Annotated in this window: 17 protein-coding genes and 1 pseudogene; all 18 read right to left on the bottom strand. The window is 49.4% G+C overall.

Annotated features, from left to right (window positions below):
• Positions 1-6: 6 nt before the first annotated feature.
• Positions 7-852: a sugar phosphate isomerase/epimerase family protein gene (locus tag ACFPYJ_RS15980; protein WP_379189159.1), complete on the bottom strand. Its 846-nt coding sequence runs from the start codon at positions 850-852 to the stop codon at positions 7-9.
• 7 nt (positions 853-859) lie between these two features.
• The gene (locus ACFPYJ_RS15975) at positions 860-1,852 is read right to left on the bottom strand and encodes a zinc-dependent alcohol dehydrogenase (RefSeq protein WP_379189158.1); all 993 of its coding nucleotides are present in this window, start codon (positions 1,850-1,852) and stop codon (positions 860-862) included.
• A gap of 16 nt (positions 1,853-1,868) precedes the next feature.
• Positions 1,869-2,630, bottom strand: a complete 762-nt coding sequence (locus ACFPYJ_RS15970) for a ThuA domain-containing protein (RefSeq protein ID WP_379189157.1) — start codon at positions 2,628-2,630, stop codon at positions 1,869-1,871.
• Between the two features lie 5 nt (positions 2,631-2,635).
• A complete protein-coding gene (locus ACFPYJ_RS15965) occupies positions 2,636-2,710 on the bottom strand; it encodes a hypothetical protein (protein WP_379189186.1) in 75 nt (24 codons plus the stop codon).
• Positions 2,692-3,198 (bottom strand): beta-xylosidase family glycoside hydrolase, encoded by a 507-nt coding sequence (locus ACFPYJ_RS15960; protein WP_417629237.1) that lies wholly within the window; start codon positions 3,196-3,198, stop codon positions 2,692-2,694. Before ACFPYJ_RS15960 ends, ACFPYJ_RS15965 begins: the two co-directional genes overlap by 19 nt.
• 45 nt (positions 3,199-3,243) lie before the next feature.
• Positions 3,244-3,453, bottom strand: a pseudogene (locus tag ACFPYJ_RS33160) (family 43 glycosylhydrolase); the annotation flags it as partial.
• 70 nt (positions 3,454-3,523) lie between these two features.
• Positions 3,524-5,179: an ABC transporter substrate-binding protein gene (locus ACFPYJ_RS15955; RefSeq protein ID WP_379189155.1), complete on the bottom strand. Its 1,656-nt coding sequence runs from the start codon at positions 5,177-5,179 to the stop codon at positions 3,524-3,526.
• Between the two features lie 56 nt (positions 5,180-5,235).
• Positions 5,236-6,135: a carbohydrate ABC transporter permease gene (locus ACFPYJ_RS15950; RefSeq protein ID WP_379189154.1), complete on the bottom strand. Its 900-nt coding sequence runs from the start codon at positions 6,133-6,135 to the stop codon at positions 5,236-5,238.
• Between the two features lies 1 nt (position 6,136).
• Positions 6,137-7,099: an ABC transporter permease gene (locus ACFPYJ_RS15945; RefSeq protein ID WP_379189185.1), complete on the bottom strand. Its 963-nt coding sequence runs from the start codon at positions 7,097-7,099 to the stop codon at positions 6,137-6,139.
• A 176-nt stretch (positions 7,100-7,275) separates the two neighbouring features.
• On the bottom strand, positions 7,276-9,507 hold the full coding sequence (locus ACFPYJ_RS15940) for a helix-turn-helix domain-containing protein (RefSeq protein ID WP_379189153.1): 2,232 nt from the start codon (positions 9,505-9,507) through the stop codon (positions 7,276-7,278).
• Between the two features lie 276 nt (positions 9,508-9,783).
• Positions 9,784-11,253: an alpha-ketoglutaric semialdehyde dehydrogenase GucD gene (gene gucD / locus ACFPYJ_RS15935; protein ID WP_379189152.1), complete on the bottom strand. Its 1,470-nt coding sequence runs from the start codon at positions 11,251-11,253 to the stop codon at positions 9,784-9,786.
• A gap of 49 nt (positions 11,254-11,302) precedes the next feature.
• A complete protein-coding gene (locus tag ACFPYJ_RS15930; protein ID WP_379189151.1) occupies positions 11,303-12,184 on the bottom strand; it encodes a fumarylacetoacetate hydrolase family protein in 882 nt (293 codons plus the stop codon).
• A gap of 89 nt (positions 12,185-12,273) precedes the next feature.
• Complete coding sequence (locus ACFPYJ_RS15925; protein WP_379189150.1) at positions 12,274-13,035, bottom strand: IclR family transcriptional regulator; 762 nt, start codon at positions 13,033-13,035, stop codon at positions 12,274-12,276.
• Positions 13,036-13,530: 495 nt separating this feature from the next.
• Positions 13,531-14,841, bottom strand: a complete 1,311-nt coding sequence (locus tag ACFPYJ_RS15920) for a hypothetical protein (protein ID WP_379189149.1) — start codon at positions 14,839-14,841, stop codon at positions 13,531-13,533.
• Position 14,842: 1 nt separating this feature from the next.
• Positions 14,843-15,922, bottom strand: coding sequence for a lactonase family protein (locus tag ACFPYJ_RS15915; protein WP_379189148.1), 1,080 nt, complete (start codon positions 15,920-15,922; stop codon positions 14,843-14,845).
• A complete protein-coding gene (locus ACFPYJ_RS15910; protein ID WP_379189147.1) occupies positions 15,919-16,722 on the bottom strand; it encodes an IclR family transcriptional regulator in 804 nt (267 codons plus the stop codon). The genes ACFPYJ_RS15915 and ACFPYJ_RS15910 overlap by 4 nt, the downstream gene beginning before the upstream one ends.
• Before the next feature lie 138 nt (positions 16,723-16,860).
• The gene (locus ACFPYJ_RS15905; protein WP_379189146.1) at positions 16,861-17,631 is read right to left on the bottom strand and encodes an AAC(3) family N-acetyltransferase; all 771 of its coding nucleotides are present in this window, start codon (positions 17,629-17,631) and stop codon (positions 16,861-16,863) included.
• Positions 17,632-17,705: 74 nt separating this feature from the next.
• On the bottom strand, positions 17,706-18,095 hold the full coding sequence (locus tag ACFPYJ_RS15900) for a RidA family protein (protein ID WP_379189145.1): 390 nt from the start codon (positions 18,093-18,095) through the stop codon (positions 17,706-17,708).
• Positions 18,096-18,104 lie beyond the last annotated feature (9 nt).

The following is an 18,104-nucleotide window of genomic DNA, read 5'->3' as shown; positions in this document are numbered from 1 at the left end:
CCTCCCTTAAGCTAAATGCTTCCGAATATGTTGCACGCCAAGTCTTGCGGCGTCATCAGGATGTTCGCTATAGTCCCGCCATAAATGCAACCGGGAAATGAGGCCCGGCACCTGCTGACCAAATGCCTCAATCGTCAGCCATTGGTCGTATCCGATTTCCTTTAGTGTTTGGAATATTTCCCCTGTCACAGCATGTCCGCTGCCCGGAACGCCCCGGTTGTTCTCGGATATATGCACGTGAAAAATATGCTCAGCCGCCTTCCTCCACGCATCCGGAACGTTCAGCTCTTCAATGTTCCCGTGATGAGTATCCGCAAGCAGCCCGACGTTCGGCAGGCCGACCTGTTTGATAAAACGGACTCCTTCTTCCAGCGTATTGACCAAATACATCTCGAAGCGGTTGATCGGCTCAAGCGCGAGCTTGATGTCCAGCCCGGCGGCGAACTCGCCTGCCTGACGGAGCGTATCCACTGCATTGTCCCATTCGTCGGTTTGCGGGCCGCGGCCAGTAAACCGACCAAGACCTTGAAACAGCGGGCCGCACAGCACCTTCCCGCCCAGCAGATGCGTATTGTTGATGGCATGTTTCAACTTCGCAAGTGCATTCTCCCGGAGCTGAGACTCACGGCTTGCCGGATCGGCTTCTGAAGCGTTCAGCGCCGCGATTGCGGTGCAACCGAGATCCAATTCCTTCAGTATTAGTCCAAATGCTCTAGCATCTCCCGCGTCCATATTGTCTGCCGCCAGCTCGACGCCGTCAAAGCCCCATTCTTTGATCGATTCAAGCAGCTTCAAATGCTCCGAAGGATTCGGCTTATCCGTCCATAGCAGTAAATTCATACCTACTTTCATTAGTTAATCACTCCCACGGGTTCAAAATGATTTTACCGCTTTGCTGAGAAGCGGAAACCTCAAACGCTTCCTGGATCCGGCTCATCGGAAATTGATGTGTAATGAGCAGGTCCGTCAGTGGCGATTGTTCGATGACTTTCATCAATTGCGGAAATTCATTGAGATTGTAATGCCATGAACCAATTAGATGAATCCCTTTTCGAAGCAGGTCATCACTTACTTTAATTGGTGTCTCAGAGAAACATTCCCCGACGAATGCGACTTTCCCCTTGCGTCTGATCACATCGATTTGTAGTCGATGCGCGGATACGACGCCGGAACAATCAAGTCCGAACTCCGGACCTCTTCCACCGGTCAATGCCTTAATTTGCTGCACTGCATCGGGATCCCGAGGATCGATAATATGCTCGACGCCCATCTTCTTCGCCAGATTCACCCGATAAGGGTTCATCTCGACTGCGATAACTTTTGCACCCCTGAATTTCGCATTGACAATCGCTCCAAGGCCGACAGGTCCTAGACCGGTAATGAGTACCGTCGAGAATGCATCAACGCCCATTGTCGTGAATGCGCCATGGGACGGCCCCAAACCGCAACAAGCAAGTGAAGCCTTCTCGTACATTACGCCATCGGGAATTTTCGCGAGCAGCCAAGACGGTTTGGACAAATATTGCGTCATGGTCGGCTCGTGATGGTGCAGGTTATGCTCGCAATATATAAAGTCGCCGGCGACGCACATTTCGCACTCGCCGCATGGGTATTGAGGCATAACGACTACGCGGTCTCCCACCTTCACTTTGCTGCCGGGAGCGGCTTCTACGATCTCGCCTGCCGCTTCATGGCCTAGACAATCGGTATGATCGCCGTGGACAAACCCCTTATATTCCGCACACATTGGCGCAGCATGCACCTTAACCAGGGCCCAGCCTTCCTTCAGAGCCGGTTTCTCCCGTTCCAGCAATTCCGCTTTCTTCATGCCAGTAATTGCAACTTGTTTCAATGGACTGATCCTCCTTTTATAAATACTCCGCACCGACTGCCCAATGAATGCCGTTAAGCAGCAGGCGCCGGAATTCCGGCAGCTCGAAATCGTCCGGGTGCCCCATCGTCGTCGTAAACACGCGTCCCCCGCCGAAATGGGTTCGCGTCCAAGCAACCGGATGAACGCGCGGCGTTTCGCTTGTATACGACCACCCGTTGTCCTCCGGATTCACCGTGGCGCCGTTAAGCAGCGGCGTCGTATCGCCCACCTGCGGATAAGGCAGCACTTGATAGAGCCAGGAGCGGCATTCGAAGTGAGTCGGAATGCCTTCTAGAATCGGATGGTTCCCTGCTCCCCATGCGATGGAAACACTGGTTGAGGAAGAATGGCCGAAATGGCGAATCCACGGAGCACCGAGCACGTCGATACCAAACCCATCATTCCAGCGAACAAGCGGATGGTCCTCCGGATATTGAAAGCCATGAGTGCTCGTCCGTAAGCCGATCACCGGCTTGCCCGCCTCCAGATAGTCGCTGATATAGCGGAACTGCTCCTGCGGCAATTGCCGGAAGCGGATATAGAACACGGCGAGATCAGCCGTTAGCAGTGCTTCCAGTCCCGGAATATTTTCCGGGTTGGCTGCACTCGGGTAAGCCGTCAGAACGGTAACCGAAGCGCCGTGCTTCCGCGCAGCCTCCTCGGCTATCCGAGGCATCGTGTTTTCCGATTCATACTCGTCCTCGCCGCATACGAATACAAGATGGTACCCTTTTAACGAGTCATTGGAAGATTCCATTAAACTCACTCCTTCTCCTCATAGCGGAAGTAGTCGAAATCAGCATAGCGTCGGCCACCGGTCAAATCATGCGCGCACAATCCGATGAAAGCCCCGGTAAAGCCCCAATCGGTAAAATAACCGTCACCCAGATGTGTCGCATACTCCAGTCCGTTCCGTCCAGGGAATAATAGAATTGCAGATTGCATTCTTCCAAAATCAAACGCAAATAAACGCGTTGTCCGGATGGGATCGAAACATGCGGGTCGGTATGCTCGAAGTAGATTCCGTGATCATTAGCCACAATCCCCAGATTCGTTCCTCCTTCTTCATCGTACCCGATTCGCAAGTAATAATAGTTTTGAGAATTGTAATAGTAAATAAGGCCCGCCATCTGCTGGTAGGTTTCCGGTTCAAATTCAACGGCAGTCTCTGCCTCGCAATGAAACGCCTGCTGGCGTCGACCGATTAAGCTATGACGGAACCTGGAGTTCGGCGATTCCATCCCCTTCAAGCGAAGGTAACTCGGCCTCTCGCTAACAGACAGCCAATCTTCGGAAAACGGCTGCCGAAGCGATTGCCACTGCAAATCCAGCTTCTCCCCGTCAAAATCGTCAACGGCAGAGCGATGTTTAAGCTGGCTTTGGCGGTCTAGCGAGCGGGTGATCAGTTGCCAATGGATTAGGTCGCGGGAATGATGGATTTGTACGCCAGGAAACCATTGAAAGGTCGAAGTTGCCACATAATAGTCATCACCGACTCTTACGATGGATGGGTCAGGGTTAAAGCCTCGCAAAATAGGATTTTGAATGCGTGATAGCTCCTGGCTCTTCAATCGTCTCACTTCCTTTTCGGTAGAATGAACGGCCTGCAGCGCTATGCCACAGGCCGCTAATATTAATTTGCAAGCACGGTTATTCCATTTTATTCAGGTTCGCGTCATACGCGGATTGCAGAATCTGCAAGTATTCGTTCAGCTTCAGGCCATCGAAGCCCTGTACATAGCTGTTCCAATCCTTCTCGACATCCTTATCCCCCGTAATGAACTGCAGCATGTTCGAACGGACATAATCCTCCACTGTCGCTTTATATTGCGCGGCTTTCTCGCCGTCCTCGGTGTTGATAAAGATATCGATCGGGAACATCTCATCCTCTTTCGGCTCAAAGCCTTCATACTTTTTCGTCTCCGTTACCAGGCGCAGTTCATAGCCCTCCGGCGACAGGATATCCTGAGAAACTGCTTCCGACTCAAAGCGCTCACGCGGACGGAAGTCCGGACCTGCCTGATCCCAGCCATCCGTGTGAATCGTCTCACTCCGGTAGGAAGGAAGCACCTGATAGATTGCAGGCTCACCGTTCACGTTAAGCTGGCCAGCAGCTGCCTTGCTCCAAGAATGACCCTCCAGCGAAAATACTTGCCCCCTTGTTCCCTCTTCAGTCCAAAGGTAATCCAACATTTTAATAGCGGCGATTTGCTGCTCTTCGCTAGCTTTATCCGTAATGACGAACCGTCCCTGATTGCCAACCGATTTGTAATACCCTGATAACTGAACTCCGTTTGGTCCTTTAAGCGGCGGAACGGCTACATAGTCGTGGTTGCGCTCGTCGGTTGCGGCTACCGCCATTTGCACATGGCCGATCGCAAAGGAGCCCAAAATCGTTTCGCCGACGTTATTGCCGAGCTGTTGAAGCCCTTCCTGGTTTTGCGTAAAGGCCTGCGGATCAATCAAGCCTTCTTTATACAAAGATGCAAGATAACTAAGTCCGTCCTTCCATTCCGGCTGATTGGCGGAAAGTTGTACCTGTCCATCCTTTACGCGGATATACGAGAAGGATTGACCGTCGCCTGTATTGTAAATGAAAGGATTCATCAAAAAGCCCGTAATATCGCCATGCCAGGTGTAGAGTGCGCCGCTAAGCGGTACTTCGTCAGCAATGCCGTTACCGTTAGGGTCTTTCGTTTTGAAGGCACGCAAAACCTCGGCATATTCCTCAGTAGTCGTCGGCATCTCCAATCCGAGCTTGTCGAGCCATTTCTGGTTAATCCACAACTTCTGCGAATACCAGCAGTGATAGCACTCGTTAACCTGCGGCATACCGTAAATATTGCCGTCCGAGGAAGTAACGGCCGCTTTCAAATCCGGACGCTCTTCAAATATTTTTTTGATATTCGGTGCGTGTTGATCGATCAGATCATTAAGCGGGAGGAACACGCCCTGCTTGCCGAACTTCATCTGCTCGGCGGGCGTAAAGTTTCCGCTCAGAAAAACTTCCGGGTAATCGCCGCTAGCCATCAGAACGTTTCGCTTATCGTTGTTATCGTTAGGAGGTCCGACCGTGAACGACAGCTTCACGTTCGTTTTCTCTTCCACCAATTTGGTAAACGGATTATCCAAGCTTGCAAGATTAGGCGATTGATTGATGAATGCCGACAATTTGACCGGTGCCGTTCCGTCTTCAGAGGATCCATTCGTTCCTTGACCGGTAGAATCATCTTCCTTAGAACAAGCACTCAACAGTAACACAGCGGTCAATATAACACTGGTCATTATTTTCCATGATTTTCTCATTCCTGACACCCCTTCAGATTCATTATGGATAATGGATAATGCTTCTGATGTATAGATTAACCTTTTAGAGAACCGATCATGACCCCCTTTACGAAATGCTTTTGAACAAATGGATATATGATGAGGACAGGCAGGCTCGAGACGACGATTAGCGAAAATTTCAGCAAATCCTTCATCCCTTGCCTGGCTTCCATTGTTCGTACATCCACCATCATCGAATTATCGACGGAATTCTGGATGAGTATCTCGCGCAGAATCAACTGAAGCGGATAGAGATTTACGTTTTTCAGGAAAATTAGTGCATCAAAATAAGCATTCCATGCGGTTACGGCATACATAAGCGAAAGCACCGCAATGACAGGCTTTGACAGTGGCAGGACGATCGACCAGAGGAACCTTAGATCGCTACAGCCGTCGATTTCTGCCGCCTCGTTCAACTCATCTGGAATCGTCTCCTGAAAAAACGTTTTGGCGATGAATACCTGCCAGACGGCAACGGCCTGCGGCAATAACAGAGCCCAGCGCGTATCGATCATGCCAAGGCTCTTCACCGTTAGATAATACGGGATAAGCCCTCCACTGAAGATCATGGTGACAATAATCAGATACATAATCAGGGTTCGTCCGTAAAACGTTTTTTTCGATAATGGATAAGCAAGCGCGAACGTCAGGAAGACGCTGATTAAGGTCCCCACACCCATATAGAAAAGCGAGTTGGAATAGCCTGACCATATTCGCGGATTGCTCAGGACGGCGGAATATCCTTTAAGTGAAGGTTCGACAGGGAAGAACCACACCCTTCCAGCCACGACCGCCTGCGGCGAGCTGAACGAAGAGCTCACAATATAGATGAGCGGATAGAGAACGACCGCCAATACGGCAAACAATACGATGTAAATGACGGTGAGCAGCACCTTGTCCGACAACGGCTCTTGAATAGCCCCCGATTTCGCCATATTAGAACAACCCCGATCCTGTAGCGCGTCTTGCCCCAAAGTTGGCAAGCAGTATTAATAGCAAGTTAATCAATGAATTAAATAATCCGACAGCCGCCGAGAAGCTGTAATTTGCTTGCACAAGACCTACCTTATAGACATAGGTCGATATAATCTCCGAGGAGCTTGTATTCAGCGGGTTTTGCAGCAGATATACCTTCTCGAAGCCGATATTCAGCAGCTGACCCATGCTTAGGACCAGCAGCAGCACCATAATCGGCATGATGCTCGGCAGATCAATATGGATGATCTTTTGAAGTCTAGTTGCGCCGTCGAGCTTCGATGCCTCGTAAAGCTGCGGGTTTACCCCGGCAAGGGCAGCTATATAAATTATGGCGCTATACCCCATGTACTGCCAAACGTCAGATAACACAAAGATTGTCTTGAACATAGACGGCTGACCAATAAAATTAATGGACTCAAGGCCCAGTGCGGTCCGTACATGATCAATGACGCCGATGCGCGGTGCCAGAAAAAGCAGGATCATCGAAACCATGACGACGGTAGAAATGAAGTACGGCGCATAAGTAACCATTTGAACCGTGCGCTTGAAAAAACCGTTTTTTAACTCATTAATCATTAGAGCTAAAATGATAGGAGCTGGAAACCCTATGGCCAGCGTATACAGGCTTAGGAACAGTGTGTTCTTAATAAGAATCCAAAAATTCGGATGATTGAAAAACGCTTCAAAATGTTTGAAGCCTACCCATGGGCTGCCCCAGATGCCAACCTTCGCACTCAGATCTTTAAACGCGATCTGAATACCCAGAATAGGAACATATTTGAATAGGATAAAATAAACAAGCGGCAGCAGGATCAATAGATAAAGCTGCCAATGCCTTTGCATCTTTCTGGCGATTTCACTTCGAACCGTCCGATTGATGGGCTCTGTCGTCATGCGTGACGGGCCTGGTATTGAGGTCATATTGGACACCTCGTTACGCCTCCTTGTGTCTATGGATTGGTTTGTGGGGCAACTATACCCCACAAAGCCATCACGCGGCAATTTACAAGAATCCGGCTCTATACAAAAATCGGACCGAGCCTTGACGGCGCGATCCGACTGAGTTCTATACAATTTTCCCGGCTTAACCGAGCCTTCTACTTACGATAATCGCCCGGTGGCATGCCAACCACCCGTTTGAAGACCCGAGTAAATGATACCGGATTTATATACCCGACCCTACGCCCAATTTCCTGAATGCTTAGCTCCGTTTCCTTGTCTAGCAATAGCTGCTTGGCTAGCTCAACCCGGCTGTATATAAGATAATCGATAAACTTGATATTGAACTGTTCCTTGAACAAAGCGCTGACGTTTTTCGAAGGGATGTCGAACTGTTGGCTGAGATGGACAAGGGACAAGTCGGGATTATGCACATTGTCGTTGATGTATTGCTTCATTTTAAATGCTATCTCCGACGTTTCTCCCCTGCTTGCTTTCTCAATGACGGCGTACTCAAGCTTCTCCAAAATATCCAGCATTTCTTCTTGTACATCCTCCAGTGTCTCGAACTGGTCGATGATGTCCTTCATAATATCCCGGTTCGTTTCGATCATTTCATCATTGAGTATCAAGCTCTGTAATTGCTCGAATTGATAATAAACAAAATAATTTAGCAGATTAACAATATCGTCCCTCTTCAGCTTGTTTTGCTTGAATTGTTCGTAAAGCGTGCCGTATTTCGCCCGCCATTCGGGATCCATGTAGCAGAAGCTGCCCACGAGGCTCCGGATTCGCTCCAAATGGTCGTACAATTCGAAAGATCTTCCTGTCTCAGTCTCCCAATAGCCGATCATCCGGTTGTTACCCAGCACGACTCTGTAATTAACTGCTTCAAGAGCGGCTTTATATGATACTTTTAATGCAGAAACCGATTCGGTCGTTTGCCCGATCCCAACGGTTACGGTAAAAGGCAGATTGGACCGGATCCATTGCAGTGCATTGTCGGAAAATTTGAGGATTTTGTCCATCAGCATCAACTGATTTTCGTCCTGTACGTAAACAAATCCGCACATTTCCTTATCGTTCATCCATTCGCTCCAGCTTCGCAGCCCGAATTTCTGCACCAGCTCCACATACATGTTTTGTATAATGAACCGGAACAAAATCATGTCCTGCTCCTTGTAGCGCGATAGGACGTCGGAATACTTATCGAAGGAAATGACGATTACGGCCGCCTTCTGAAAGCCTCCGATTAAACCGTTGCGCTCCATTTCCGTGTTCCATTCTTCGCTTGCTAATGACCTAGAGCCGTTCATGACCTCGAGGAAGATCGATTTTTTACGGTACCCAAAGTTAAGATCCGACTGCGATTTAAATAAATTAAATCGCTGAACGAGCGATTCTACTGTCGCTTCGATATAATGGAACTCATTCTTACGGTCACCGTCATTCTTCTCTCCTCCGGAAGACTGTGACAGGTTGTCCAGTTTGGCAATCAAAGCGCGAAGAGGCTTGTAATTGCGGTTAGTCATATAGATGATGGCAAGTAAGCCCATAAGCGTTATGATTAAAGCCAGTACAATCCATACATCGGAGAAGGTCTGTACAATCGTGAATCGACTTTCTTTTTGCAAGCCGCTCTCATACGTCCACCCCGTATAATCGGACATGAGATTCGAGAAAGCCGTCTTATTGGAGGAAGTCCCTTCGGAAGCAGCCAGGATCGGCTTGCTGTTTTTGCCCGTTATCGTGACGTAGCTAGACGTTAGATCCATTCTTTGAGCGACAAGATCTTTAAGCGCGCTCACCCGTATATTAATCACCATGAGGCCGCTTTCCCCGTGACTGGTCACATATTTGCGGGCCAGCGATACGACGGATACCTCCCTTGAAGCCTGAAATTCCTTGAATTGACGCTCGTTCGTCCAATGATACGAATAGCGATCCTGCTGCAGCTCCTTAATAAAATCCTTGTCCGGAAACTGATCTAGCGGAGATAAGGTGTTCAAGCTTAAGATGTAGCCATCCAAGTCCCGCACCAAATAAATGGAGTGGATGATCTGGTTGAGTTGTCTCATATTATTTAGTTCTTTGGACATTTGATACGTAAAATAAGCGGTCGGCTGGCCTTTCTGATCGAAGTAATCCAGCAGATTGAAATCGGAGGATTGGTTGCGGGTCTGGATTGTCACCATCATATGGTCAATCGATTGCAGCGGCTGCTCGACACTTTGCATCATTTGATGGTTAATGCCCGCGTAAATATATGCCGTGTCCTGCTGGGCACGCTCGGTCAATATTTGAAAAAAGATAAAAAACAGGAATGAAATCATCAGAAAGAAAACAGGCATATATGAGAAAAGCAATCGATAGTACCAGTTTTTTTTCATATTTCATTCCCCCTTGTCGCCTGTTAAGCGCTTTCCTGAAGTTTTGTAACATTTCTGCTTATTTTAACAACAAGTTAATCTCTCCTGCAACCTATCGTTTGGTTATACCGGAATTGACTCTCAAAATTATTTGGCCGAATTCTCATCAACCGCTAGCCTGTCACCATTCCACTAGAGGATTGCGGCGAATAAAAAAAAAAGCGGTTGAACAGAATGATTTTCTGCTCAACCACTTTCAATCAAGATGTCTTTGGTTTTATAGCCAAAGTGATACTCTTAAGCTTTGAGAAATACCGTTTTTATCGAAGTGAAAAATTCGATGGCCGCCTGACCTTGCTCGCGCGAATGAGAGCTGGACTGCTTCATTCCTCCGAACGGAGCCTGCAGCTCCACCCCAGCTGTCTCGGAATTAATTCTTACTAAACCGGCGTCCATATCTTGAATAAACGAAAGAATATTGCTTATACTTTGCGTGTAAATGGAAGCGCTCAAACCGTAATCCGAATCATTAGCCGCTTGAATGGCTTCTTCCATGGATTCGACCTGAATTAGTGCGAGAACTGGTCCGAATATTTCTTCCCGGGCAATCGCCATTTCCGGAGTTACTTTATCGAACACGGTGGGTTGAATGTAGAAGCCTTCGGCGAGATCAGGAAGGTCCGGTGATGATCCGCCGAATAACAGCTCCGCCCCTTCCTCTATCCCTTTTTGAATGTAGGACTGCACCGTTCGCAGCTGATTTTCGTTTGCGCATGGTCCTAGCCATGTACCGGCATCCAGACCGTGACCAACTGTTAAACCTTTTAATTTGCTTAGAAGCTTTTCTTTAAAAGTTTCATATACATCACGCATCACAATGACACGGCTTGTTGCAGTACATTTCTGTCCTGTCGACCGGATTCCGCCACTGATCGTCGCGTCAACAGCCAAATCCAAATCGGCATCCGCAGCGATAATGATCGGATTTTTCCCGCCCATCTCAAGCTGATATTTCGCCCCTCTGGCTAGTGCCGCCTGACCGACCCGTTTGCCAACTTGATTGGAGCCGGTAAACGTAATTCCGTTTACATCTTTATGCTCTGCAAGACCTTGCCCGATCACAGATCCGCTGCCAGTCACCATATTTAATACACCTGCAGGAAGTCCCGCTTCAGCGATGCATTCCACGACTTTGGCAGCCGTTACGGCTGTCTCCTGAGCAGGCTTCAGCACAACCGTATTGCCATAGATTAAGGCTGGCGCCATTTTCCATATCGGAATCGCCACTGGAAAATTCCAAGGTGAAATAACTCCGACAACCCCAAGCGGCACACGGGTCGTAAACATCAACGCCCCGCTATCCGTGGAGGGAATTACGTCCCCGACCTTCCGCATCCCTTCCCCTGCATAGTAACGCAGGATGGCGATCCCTCTTGCAGTTTCGCCCTTTGCTTCCAACAATGTTTTACCCATTTCACGCGTCATCGTCTCGGCAATTTCATCGATGCGTCTTTCAAGTGCATTGGCAGCTTTAAACAAATAGTCGCCTCTCGCCGATCCCGATAGCATTCTCCAACCTTGCTGCGCCGCTTTGGCGGAAGCAACCGCTTGGTTTAATTCCTCCAATGACGACGACTGTACATAGCCCACGACTTCATTTTTTTTGGCCGGGTTAATGCTGGGAACGGTTTCCCCGGTCCCGGCTGGACACCATTCACCGTTTATATAGTTTAAATAAGTTTGCCCTCCAACAAATACGGATGTCATATATATTCCTCCTTAAATGTATGTTATATATCAATCGGATAATTATAGATTAGCTTCCTGCACCTACAACATGATTAACAAGTGTCCCAATACCGGTAATCTCAATTTCGATCCGGTCTCCGTGAGCGAGTGTAAACTCGTTAGGCGGCACAATACATGTACCCGTCAGCAGCACAGTTCCGTCAAACAATTCATTATCCCGAATCAAATATTCGATCAATTCCTCAAGCTTTCGTTTTAGCTGACTGGTATTGGCCGTTCCCTCGACTGCTTTTTCCCCATTGCGATATATTCGGCTTGTAATCTGCAAGTTGTAAGGGTTTTCTACCGTTTCGGCTAAACGGATCGCCGGTCCCAAGGAGCAGGAGCGCTTCCATACCTTGGCTTGAGGCAGGTAGAGCGGGTTCTCGCCTTCAATATCCCTGCAGCTCATATCATTGCCAATGGTGTATCCTACAATTTCCCCTTTCATATTGAGAACAAGCCCTAACTCCGGTTCTGGCACCTGCCACACGGAATCGCTTCGGAGTTGTACTTCGCCGCCTGGACCTACTGTTCTGGCAGCCGTCGATTTAAAAAAAATCTCCGGACGTACAGCGTCATAAACTTTATCGTAAAAGGTCGAGGCATCCAGTCTGCCTTCTGTTGCCTCATAATTCCGCGCGTCCCGGCTTCGCTCATACGTAACCCCGGCAGCCCACACCTCTGGTGCTTCAATCGGCACGAGAAGTTGCAGCTGATCTACTTGACCTGCTAGCGCTTCACGGCCTTCGATCGTTTTGAAAACCAACTCGAGCGGTGAAATCTCCTTTTCGTCAGCTTCTTTGAGCAAAGCTAAAAAATCGCTTTGCGGCAGTTCGAAAATTTGCCCATCGTCATTAACTGCAGCTAGCAGTGAAAGCCCTTCATTTACAAAACGGATAATTTTCATAAATTGCTCACTCCTTTAAATAAGTTTTATATTATAAAACGACGTTCTCAAATAATGCTGTAAAAAATGCCTGGACTCGACATGCTTTATCAAACTTGCCGAAACCCCAGGGTCTGTGAAATCGTTTCTGCTTCTCTCTTAAGTAAGGCAATATACTGTTCAAACAATAAATCATCTACAGTTGAAATTAAAGTTGAGATGCTGATCGCTGCTGCTACCGAGCCATTATGCTCGAAAATAGGCGCTGCAGCGCATCGTACGCCCGGTTCGTTCTCCTGATTGTCAATGGAATACCCTTGCTCCCTTACCTGATTCAGCTCGTGAAGGAATGCCTCTCTCTGCGCAATCGTCGCTTCTGTAATCTTGGAGAAATGGTAATTCCGAAGGAGCGTATCGATCTCTTCCTTCGTTCTAAAGGCAGCCAGCACCTTTCCTACCGCGCTGCTGTGAAGTGAAATTCTGCGGCCTATTCGGGAATAACGAATCGCAGCCTTTTCTCCCTCCACTTTATCCAAATACACGCCTTCCTTCCCATCAAGAATAACAAGATGGGTTGTTTGACCAGTCTGCTCCGACAAAGCAGACAGGTGCTTTCGGGCAACTGTACGGATATCTAGGCTTTGCAGCATAAGCTGTCCCTTTTCCAGGAGCTTTAACCCTAACTTATACCTTCCTGATTCCATATCCTGATTGATGTAACCGTGTAACTGAAGCGTTCTCAATAAGGAGTGTATCGTACTCTTGTGAAGCTCCATTCTCGCGCTGATTTCTGTAATTCTCAGCTCAATCGTATGCTCGTCGAATAAATCCAATATTTTCAATGCTCTGTCCAGCGCTTGAATAATAGGCATGGTGTCACTCCTATCTACAAGTCTATAATATTCTTTTACAACCATACAATCAATATGAAGTTATTATCTATCACTAGTTATACACTGCCATGTAGGACAAGACTTCGTTATGGCGCGCTACTCAACCAGTTGCATCATACGGCTCCTATCATTCAGCCATTTTAAGGAAACATCCCAAGAACCCAATATGGAAACATATTTGCTTCTCTTTTTACATGTTCTCTCAGCCATTCTTCAGCTCAAATGAGATGACCTCATCGGGATAAAAATAAGGACAGTCCTGCTGGAACCAGATATTCCCAGGTAACTGCCCCTATTTCTCAAAGCTGTTCGGGTCAAAATTAAATGTTACCGTTACTGGATATAAGAAGCTAATTGCAAAATTTTTCAACAAAGCTCTATCCTAGTGCGGGCGGGGCTTTCGTGGTGGGAGGGCAGCAATTTCGGGTAATCTTCATCTCCGGCAATTCAAGCGAAGGATTCGCTGAAAGTGCTCTATGCTCGGAGGGTTCGACCATTCGCCTGCAAACGTGCTAATACTTCTTCCGATACAGACTCAAACAATTGTTCAATATCGCGATTCCACCGGGAAGGATAACCCCATGTTCGCCAGGCATCCACCTCATATCCACCTTCATCGTACATGGATCGGCGCGGGATGTATCCGATTTGGGCATGACAATACCCCATGGTGATCAGCTTCATCCGAGAATGTCGTTCCTTCAACCGGATACCGTAAGCGGCCGTCACTTCACCAGGCTGTCCCAGTAAGTAGACGTCGCCTATCCTCAGCCCGTGAATTCGGGCTTCCACAGTCAAGGGCCAATCAGGCTCTTCAAGGAAACGGCTCAGCTGATAATTCGCCCAACGCACATCGCCGGGATGGTTGCCGGAAGCACGAGCCTTCAACTCTGCACGGTTTGGATAATGCTCGAAGGAAGGATAACAACTCAGTATAAAACTGGAAAGGGCGCCTCCCAAGACGGGCTCCATTCTATGAGTCAATGTCAGCATTACCTTCCAGGCCAAGTTGCGGCCCGCCGCTTCAATATCCTCCCGCTGGTCGCTAAGAAGGTACCGCTCTTTTTCACTGCTGTGTACACCGATTACCGCGTCGGCTCCGCATCCTTGAAGGAACATTGCCCGGGCTCCTTGAACACGAGCCTCGATGACCCGGCGCGCCACTCCGGGGTATTCGGCAGAGCAGAACAGATCATTCGTCATTGTGGGATGACCAGAATAGCTGAATAGGATGAGTTTATGGCTCCCATCTTGGCGCGCAGCCGCCAATACCGGTAAATCATGGTCCACCGTCCCGAACGGATTTGCCGCAAAATGATCGACTCCATTCAGGATCAGGCGACGAGAAACCGCTAAGTCACACTTGCCGCTGCCGAAAGAATACGATACCGGCTCAAGATCTGCTCGGGCCGATTCGCACGCCTCGATAACGTCTTCCATTAGCCCGTGAAAATATTCCGGGGAATATGCCGCGTGCTCGAAGCCCGGTGTCGGTTCTCTGTAAAGCGGAGCGCAGTGGGTATGTGTCCAATGAACAAGCACCTGATCGGCTTCAAGTCCCCAAATCTCAAGGAGGCGAGCCTGAAGATCATCGGTCCAACCGCGAGTAATTCCGACCTGATCCAATACGATCAGCACGTGTTCAAACTCCAAGTTTTGCATCCAAACAACTTGCGCTCGAAGATCATCCCTCACCCCTTGCGACGGTTCCGTCCGGCTTGAGAAGCCTCCGAGCCATATGCCGACAGGAGGCGTGACGATACGCTCAGAATATCCCAAATTCATCTTATCGTCCTCCAATCACATGTAAACAAGACGGCTTCGCTATACCCAATAACTTACTAACCAGATGGAGATCTCCGGAATTCGCGTCGACTTCGAACGTGACGACAGAATCCGAATCTTTGTTGGCTACAAGCAAAAACCGCCCGTCCGGAGTAAACGAGAAAGCGATCGGAGTCATTCCACCCGAAGAAAAATGACGCGGCTCCGATAGGGTTCCTTGAACTGGATCGATACGAAAAACCACTATGCTGTCATGCCCGCGATTCGAGCTATATAGATTCTTTCCGCTTGGTGAAATGTGAATGTCCGCGCTATAATTGACACCGATATAACCGGAAGGCAACGTAGATACGTATTGAATTTCCTGATAATAAATATCGTCGGCTCCACACTTGAGTACGCTGACGGTATTATCGAGCTCTCCGACCGCATAGAGAACCGGCAATCTCGGGTGAAACATTAAATGACGCGGCCCCATCCCTGGACGTAACGGCACATCAGATATCTTGTTCAAGGAATTCTGGCCTTGTCCGGCCTCGTACACGATTAATCGATCGATTCCCAGGTCAGCGACAACCCCATACGGACCTGTTGGATGCAGCATCACCGAGTGGGGATGCGGTTGCTCTTGCCGTCCCGGTACAGGACCCGATCCCTTATGAAACGAAACGTCACAAGCCTCGCCTAGTGCACCATTGTCCCTAATCGGCAACAAGGCGACATTCCCGCTTCTATAGTTCGTAACGAACAGCGCGGTACCGTCGGAATTCATACTCAGGCAACAGGGCAGGTCCCCTTGCGACGACTGCCTGTCGAACTCAACCAAGCTTCCGTCTGCCTCTAAACGATAAGCGGTTATGCTTCCTCCAAGGATTCCCGCAGCAACGTACAAATAACGCCAATTCGGATGTATGAAGAAAGAGGAAGGCATTGCAAGCCCCGTTAGCGATTCTGCGATAACAAGAGCCCCCGTGAGGGGGTCTAACGTACATCGGAACAAATCTGGAGCATCGGCATCATTATTGGCGTAAGACCCGATCATAACGTTATCCATTTGATTATGCGTTTCTAGCACGTTCATGCTTTGAATGCAGCTTCGGCCGGCAGCGTTTTATAACCCAACGCCGACGAAATTCGGTTAGCGGTTTCGATGACTTTCTTGCCAAATTCCGGAATTCGGGTGGCCGGCAGCTCACGATGCAGTCCAATGATGCTGATGGAAGCCGCCACCTTACCAGTGTGATTCCGAATCGGCGCACCGATGCACCTTATCCCGTGAACCTCTTCCTCATCTTCGATCGAGTACCCCAATTCCCGAACCGTCTCCAGCACGGTTTTAAATTCCGTTTTCGTGGTAACTGCCTTATCGGTTCCCCCTCCAAGCCCGCGGGACGCGATGATGTCATCTAGTTGATCCTCATTCAGGAAGGCCGCAATAGCTTTACCTACCGCCGTCAGATGAACCGGCGCCCTCTTGCCGACATACGTGTCGAACTTGATGAAGCCCGAGCTTTCCACCTTCTCCAAGTAAACGATATCCGGACCGTCCAACATGGCTAGATGAACCGGAAAGACAGTCTCGTCTCGAAGAGCGGTCATATAGGGAAGAGCGATAGCCCGAATATCCAAATTGTTCAGAACCTTGCTGCCCAGCTGAAACAGCCGTAGGGTGGCGCGGAATCTGCCATCCGGGGTTTTCTCCACATAGCCTTTCATCTCCAAATTCTCCAGGAGCACGAAAGCGCTGCTTTTGGCTAAGTTCAGTTGCTCGTAAATATCGATAAACCGCACCCCTTCAGGAGATTCACACAACAGTTCCAGGATATTGAATGCCCGGTCAACATTCGGTATCACTTGGGATTTGGATTCACGCTTGTTCATAAGGATTACCTCTCTCCGGTCCATAATTCGGCCTTTGTAATTTCGTCCCCAGTTGGAGACTAATGAAGCCAGTTACCATCATCTCTTCTTTATTCGATACAGTGTGATCAAACACTTCCCCTCCTGCTGCCGCTTCATCTACCGTCCGAGCCTTGCCCGGGCTCGGCTGCATCGATAACATTCCGGGTCATTGCAAAGAAGCGCTGCGGCGTCTTGCCGCAGCAGGTCCACGGCAGCGGATATAACGCTCTCCCCCGACATCCACTGCGCCAAGCCCGTTCCGATCTTACCGTCACGAATGGCTTTCCGCTGCCTAAGGGAGGCTTCGACGACACCGAATGCCCGGCTGCAGCCCGGATGATCGTAGAGATCGACTTCCATGGGAACTGGGCCTGTTATCGCGATACGGCTGGGCCATTCGGGGTTAAAAGGAATGTCGAGATATGGAACGCGAGCATGGGACTCGCCCACGTGAACGGTGGAGTTGCCGGTGTGCCCGACCCCAAGCAATAGAATTCCGCCCCCGGCCTTGGCTAACCTGTCGAGAGGGCTGTCAATGCCAAAGCCCGGCAGCGGGTGATGTCCTTCGCAAAGTTGCGCTGCCCCCTCTCCGATAGCAGCCACGGAGTGCGTAGGATGAAGGGATCGAACCGCGCCGGGACGTTTCCGGACAATTTCGGTGAAAATCCCCGTACCGCTCGGGGTCGCTTCCGGATCGTAGACGACATTATTGTAAGTAAAAGTAGGCACCATCACTATTCCGCTCTGGCCGATGCATGCCAGAAGCGCGTCAAGCAAGGTATCGGCACCGCCTTCGATGGGGCCGAGATGGCGTAAGGCGCTATGAACAATAAGACGCGTGCCCGGCTTGATGCCTATGCTCCTGAACGATTCAACCAACGACTGCATTGTATGCGGTTCCTGCGGCAAAGGAATCCCCCCATTGATAGTTTGACTGTCTCCGAGAAGCTTTCTCCGTTTGTTCAATTCGATGAGGTCAAAGGCGCATAAGCGATCACGTCGATTTCCACCAGTGCCTTGGGCAGAAAACTGCCCACCGTTGTGCGTACTGGCTTGGGAGTTGTGAAATAGGTTCCGTAAACCTGGTTGAACGATTCGAAAAGACTCATGTCCTTCAGATGAACTGTTGATTTGACGACGTCGTCAAGCGTTGCTCCTCCCGCTTCGAGAACGGCTCGAACGTTATCTATCGTACGGGCGGTCTGGGCTTCGATTCCCTCTTCCAGCTCGCCGGTCAACGGATCGCGTCCGACCTGGCCGGAGACGAATACGAAATCCCCAGCTCTTAGTCCTTGGGAATACTCTCCCACCGGCGCAGGCGCTCTGTCTGTCCGCAATTCACGTTTGCTCATTTTTTCTTC

Source organism: Paenibacillus solisilvae (assembly GCF_042656405.1).
Taxonomy (GTDB): Bacteria; Bacillota; Bacilli; order Paenibacillales; family Paenibacillaceae; genus Paenibacillus_Z; species Paenibacillus_Z solisilvae.
This window is presented reverse-complemented; position numbering and strand designations above follow the sequence as displayed.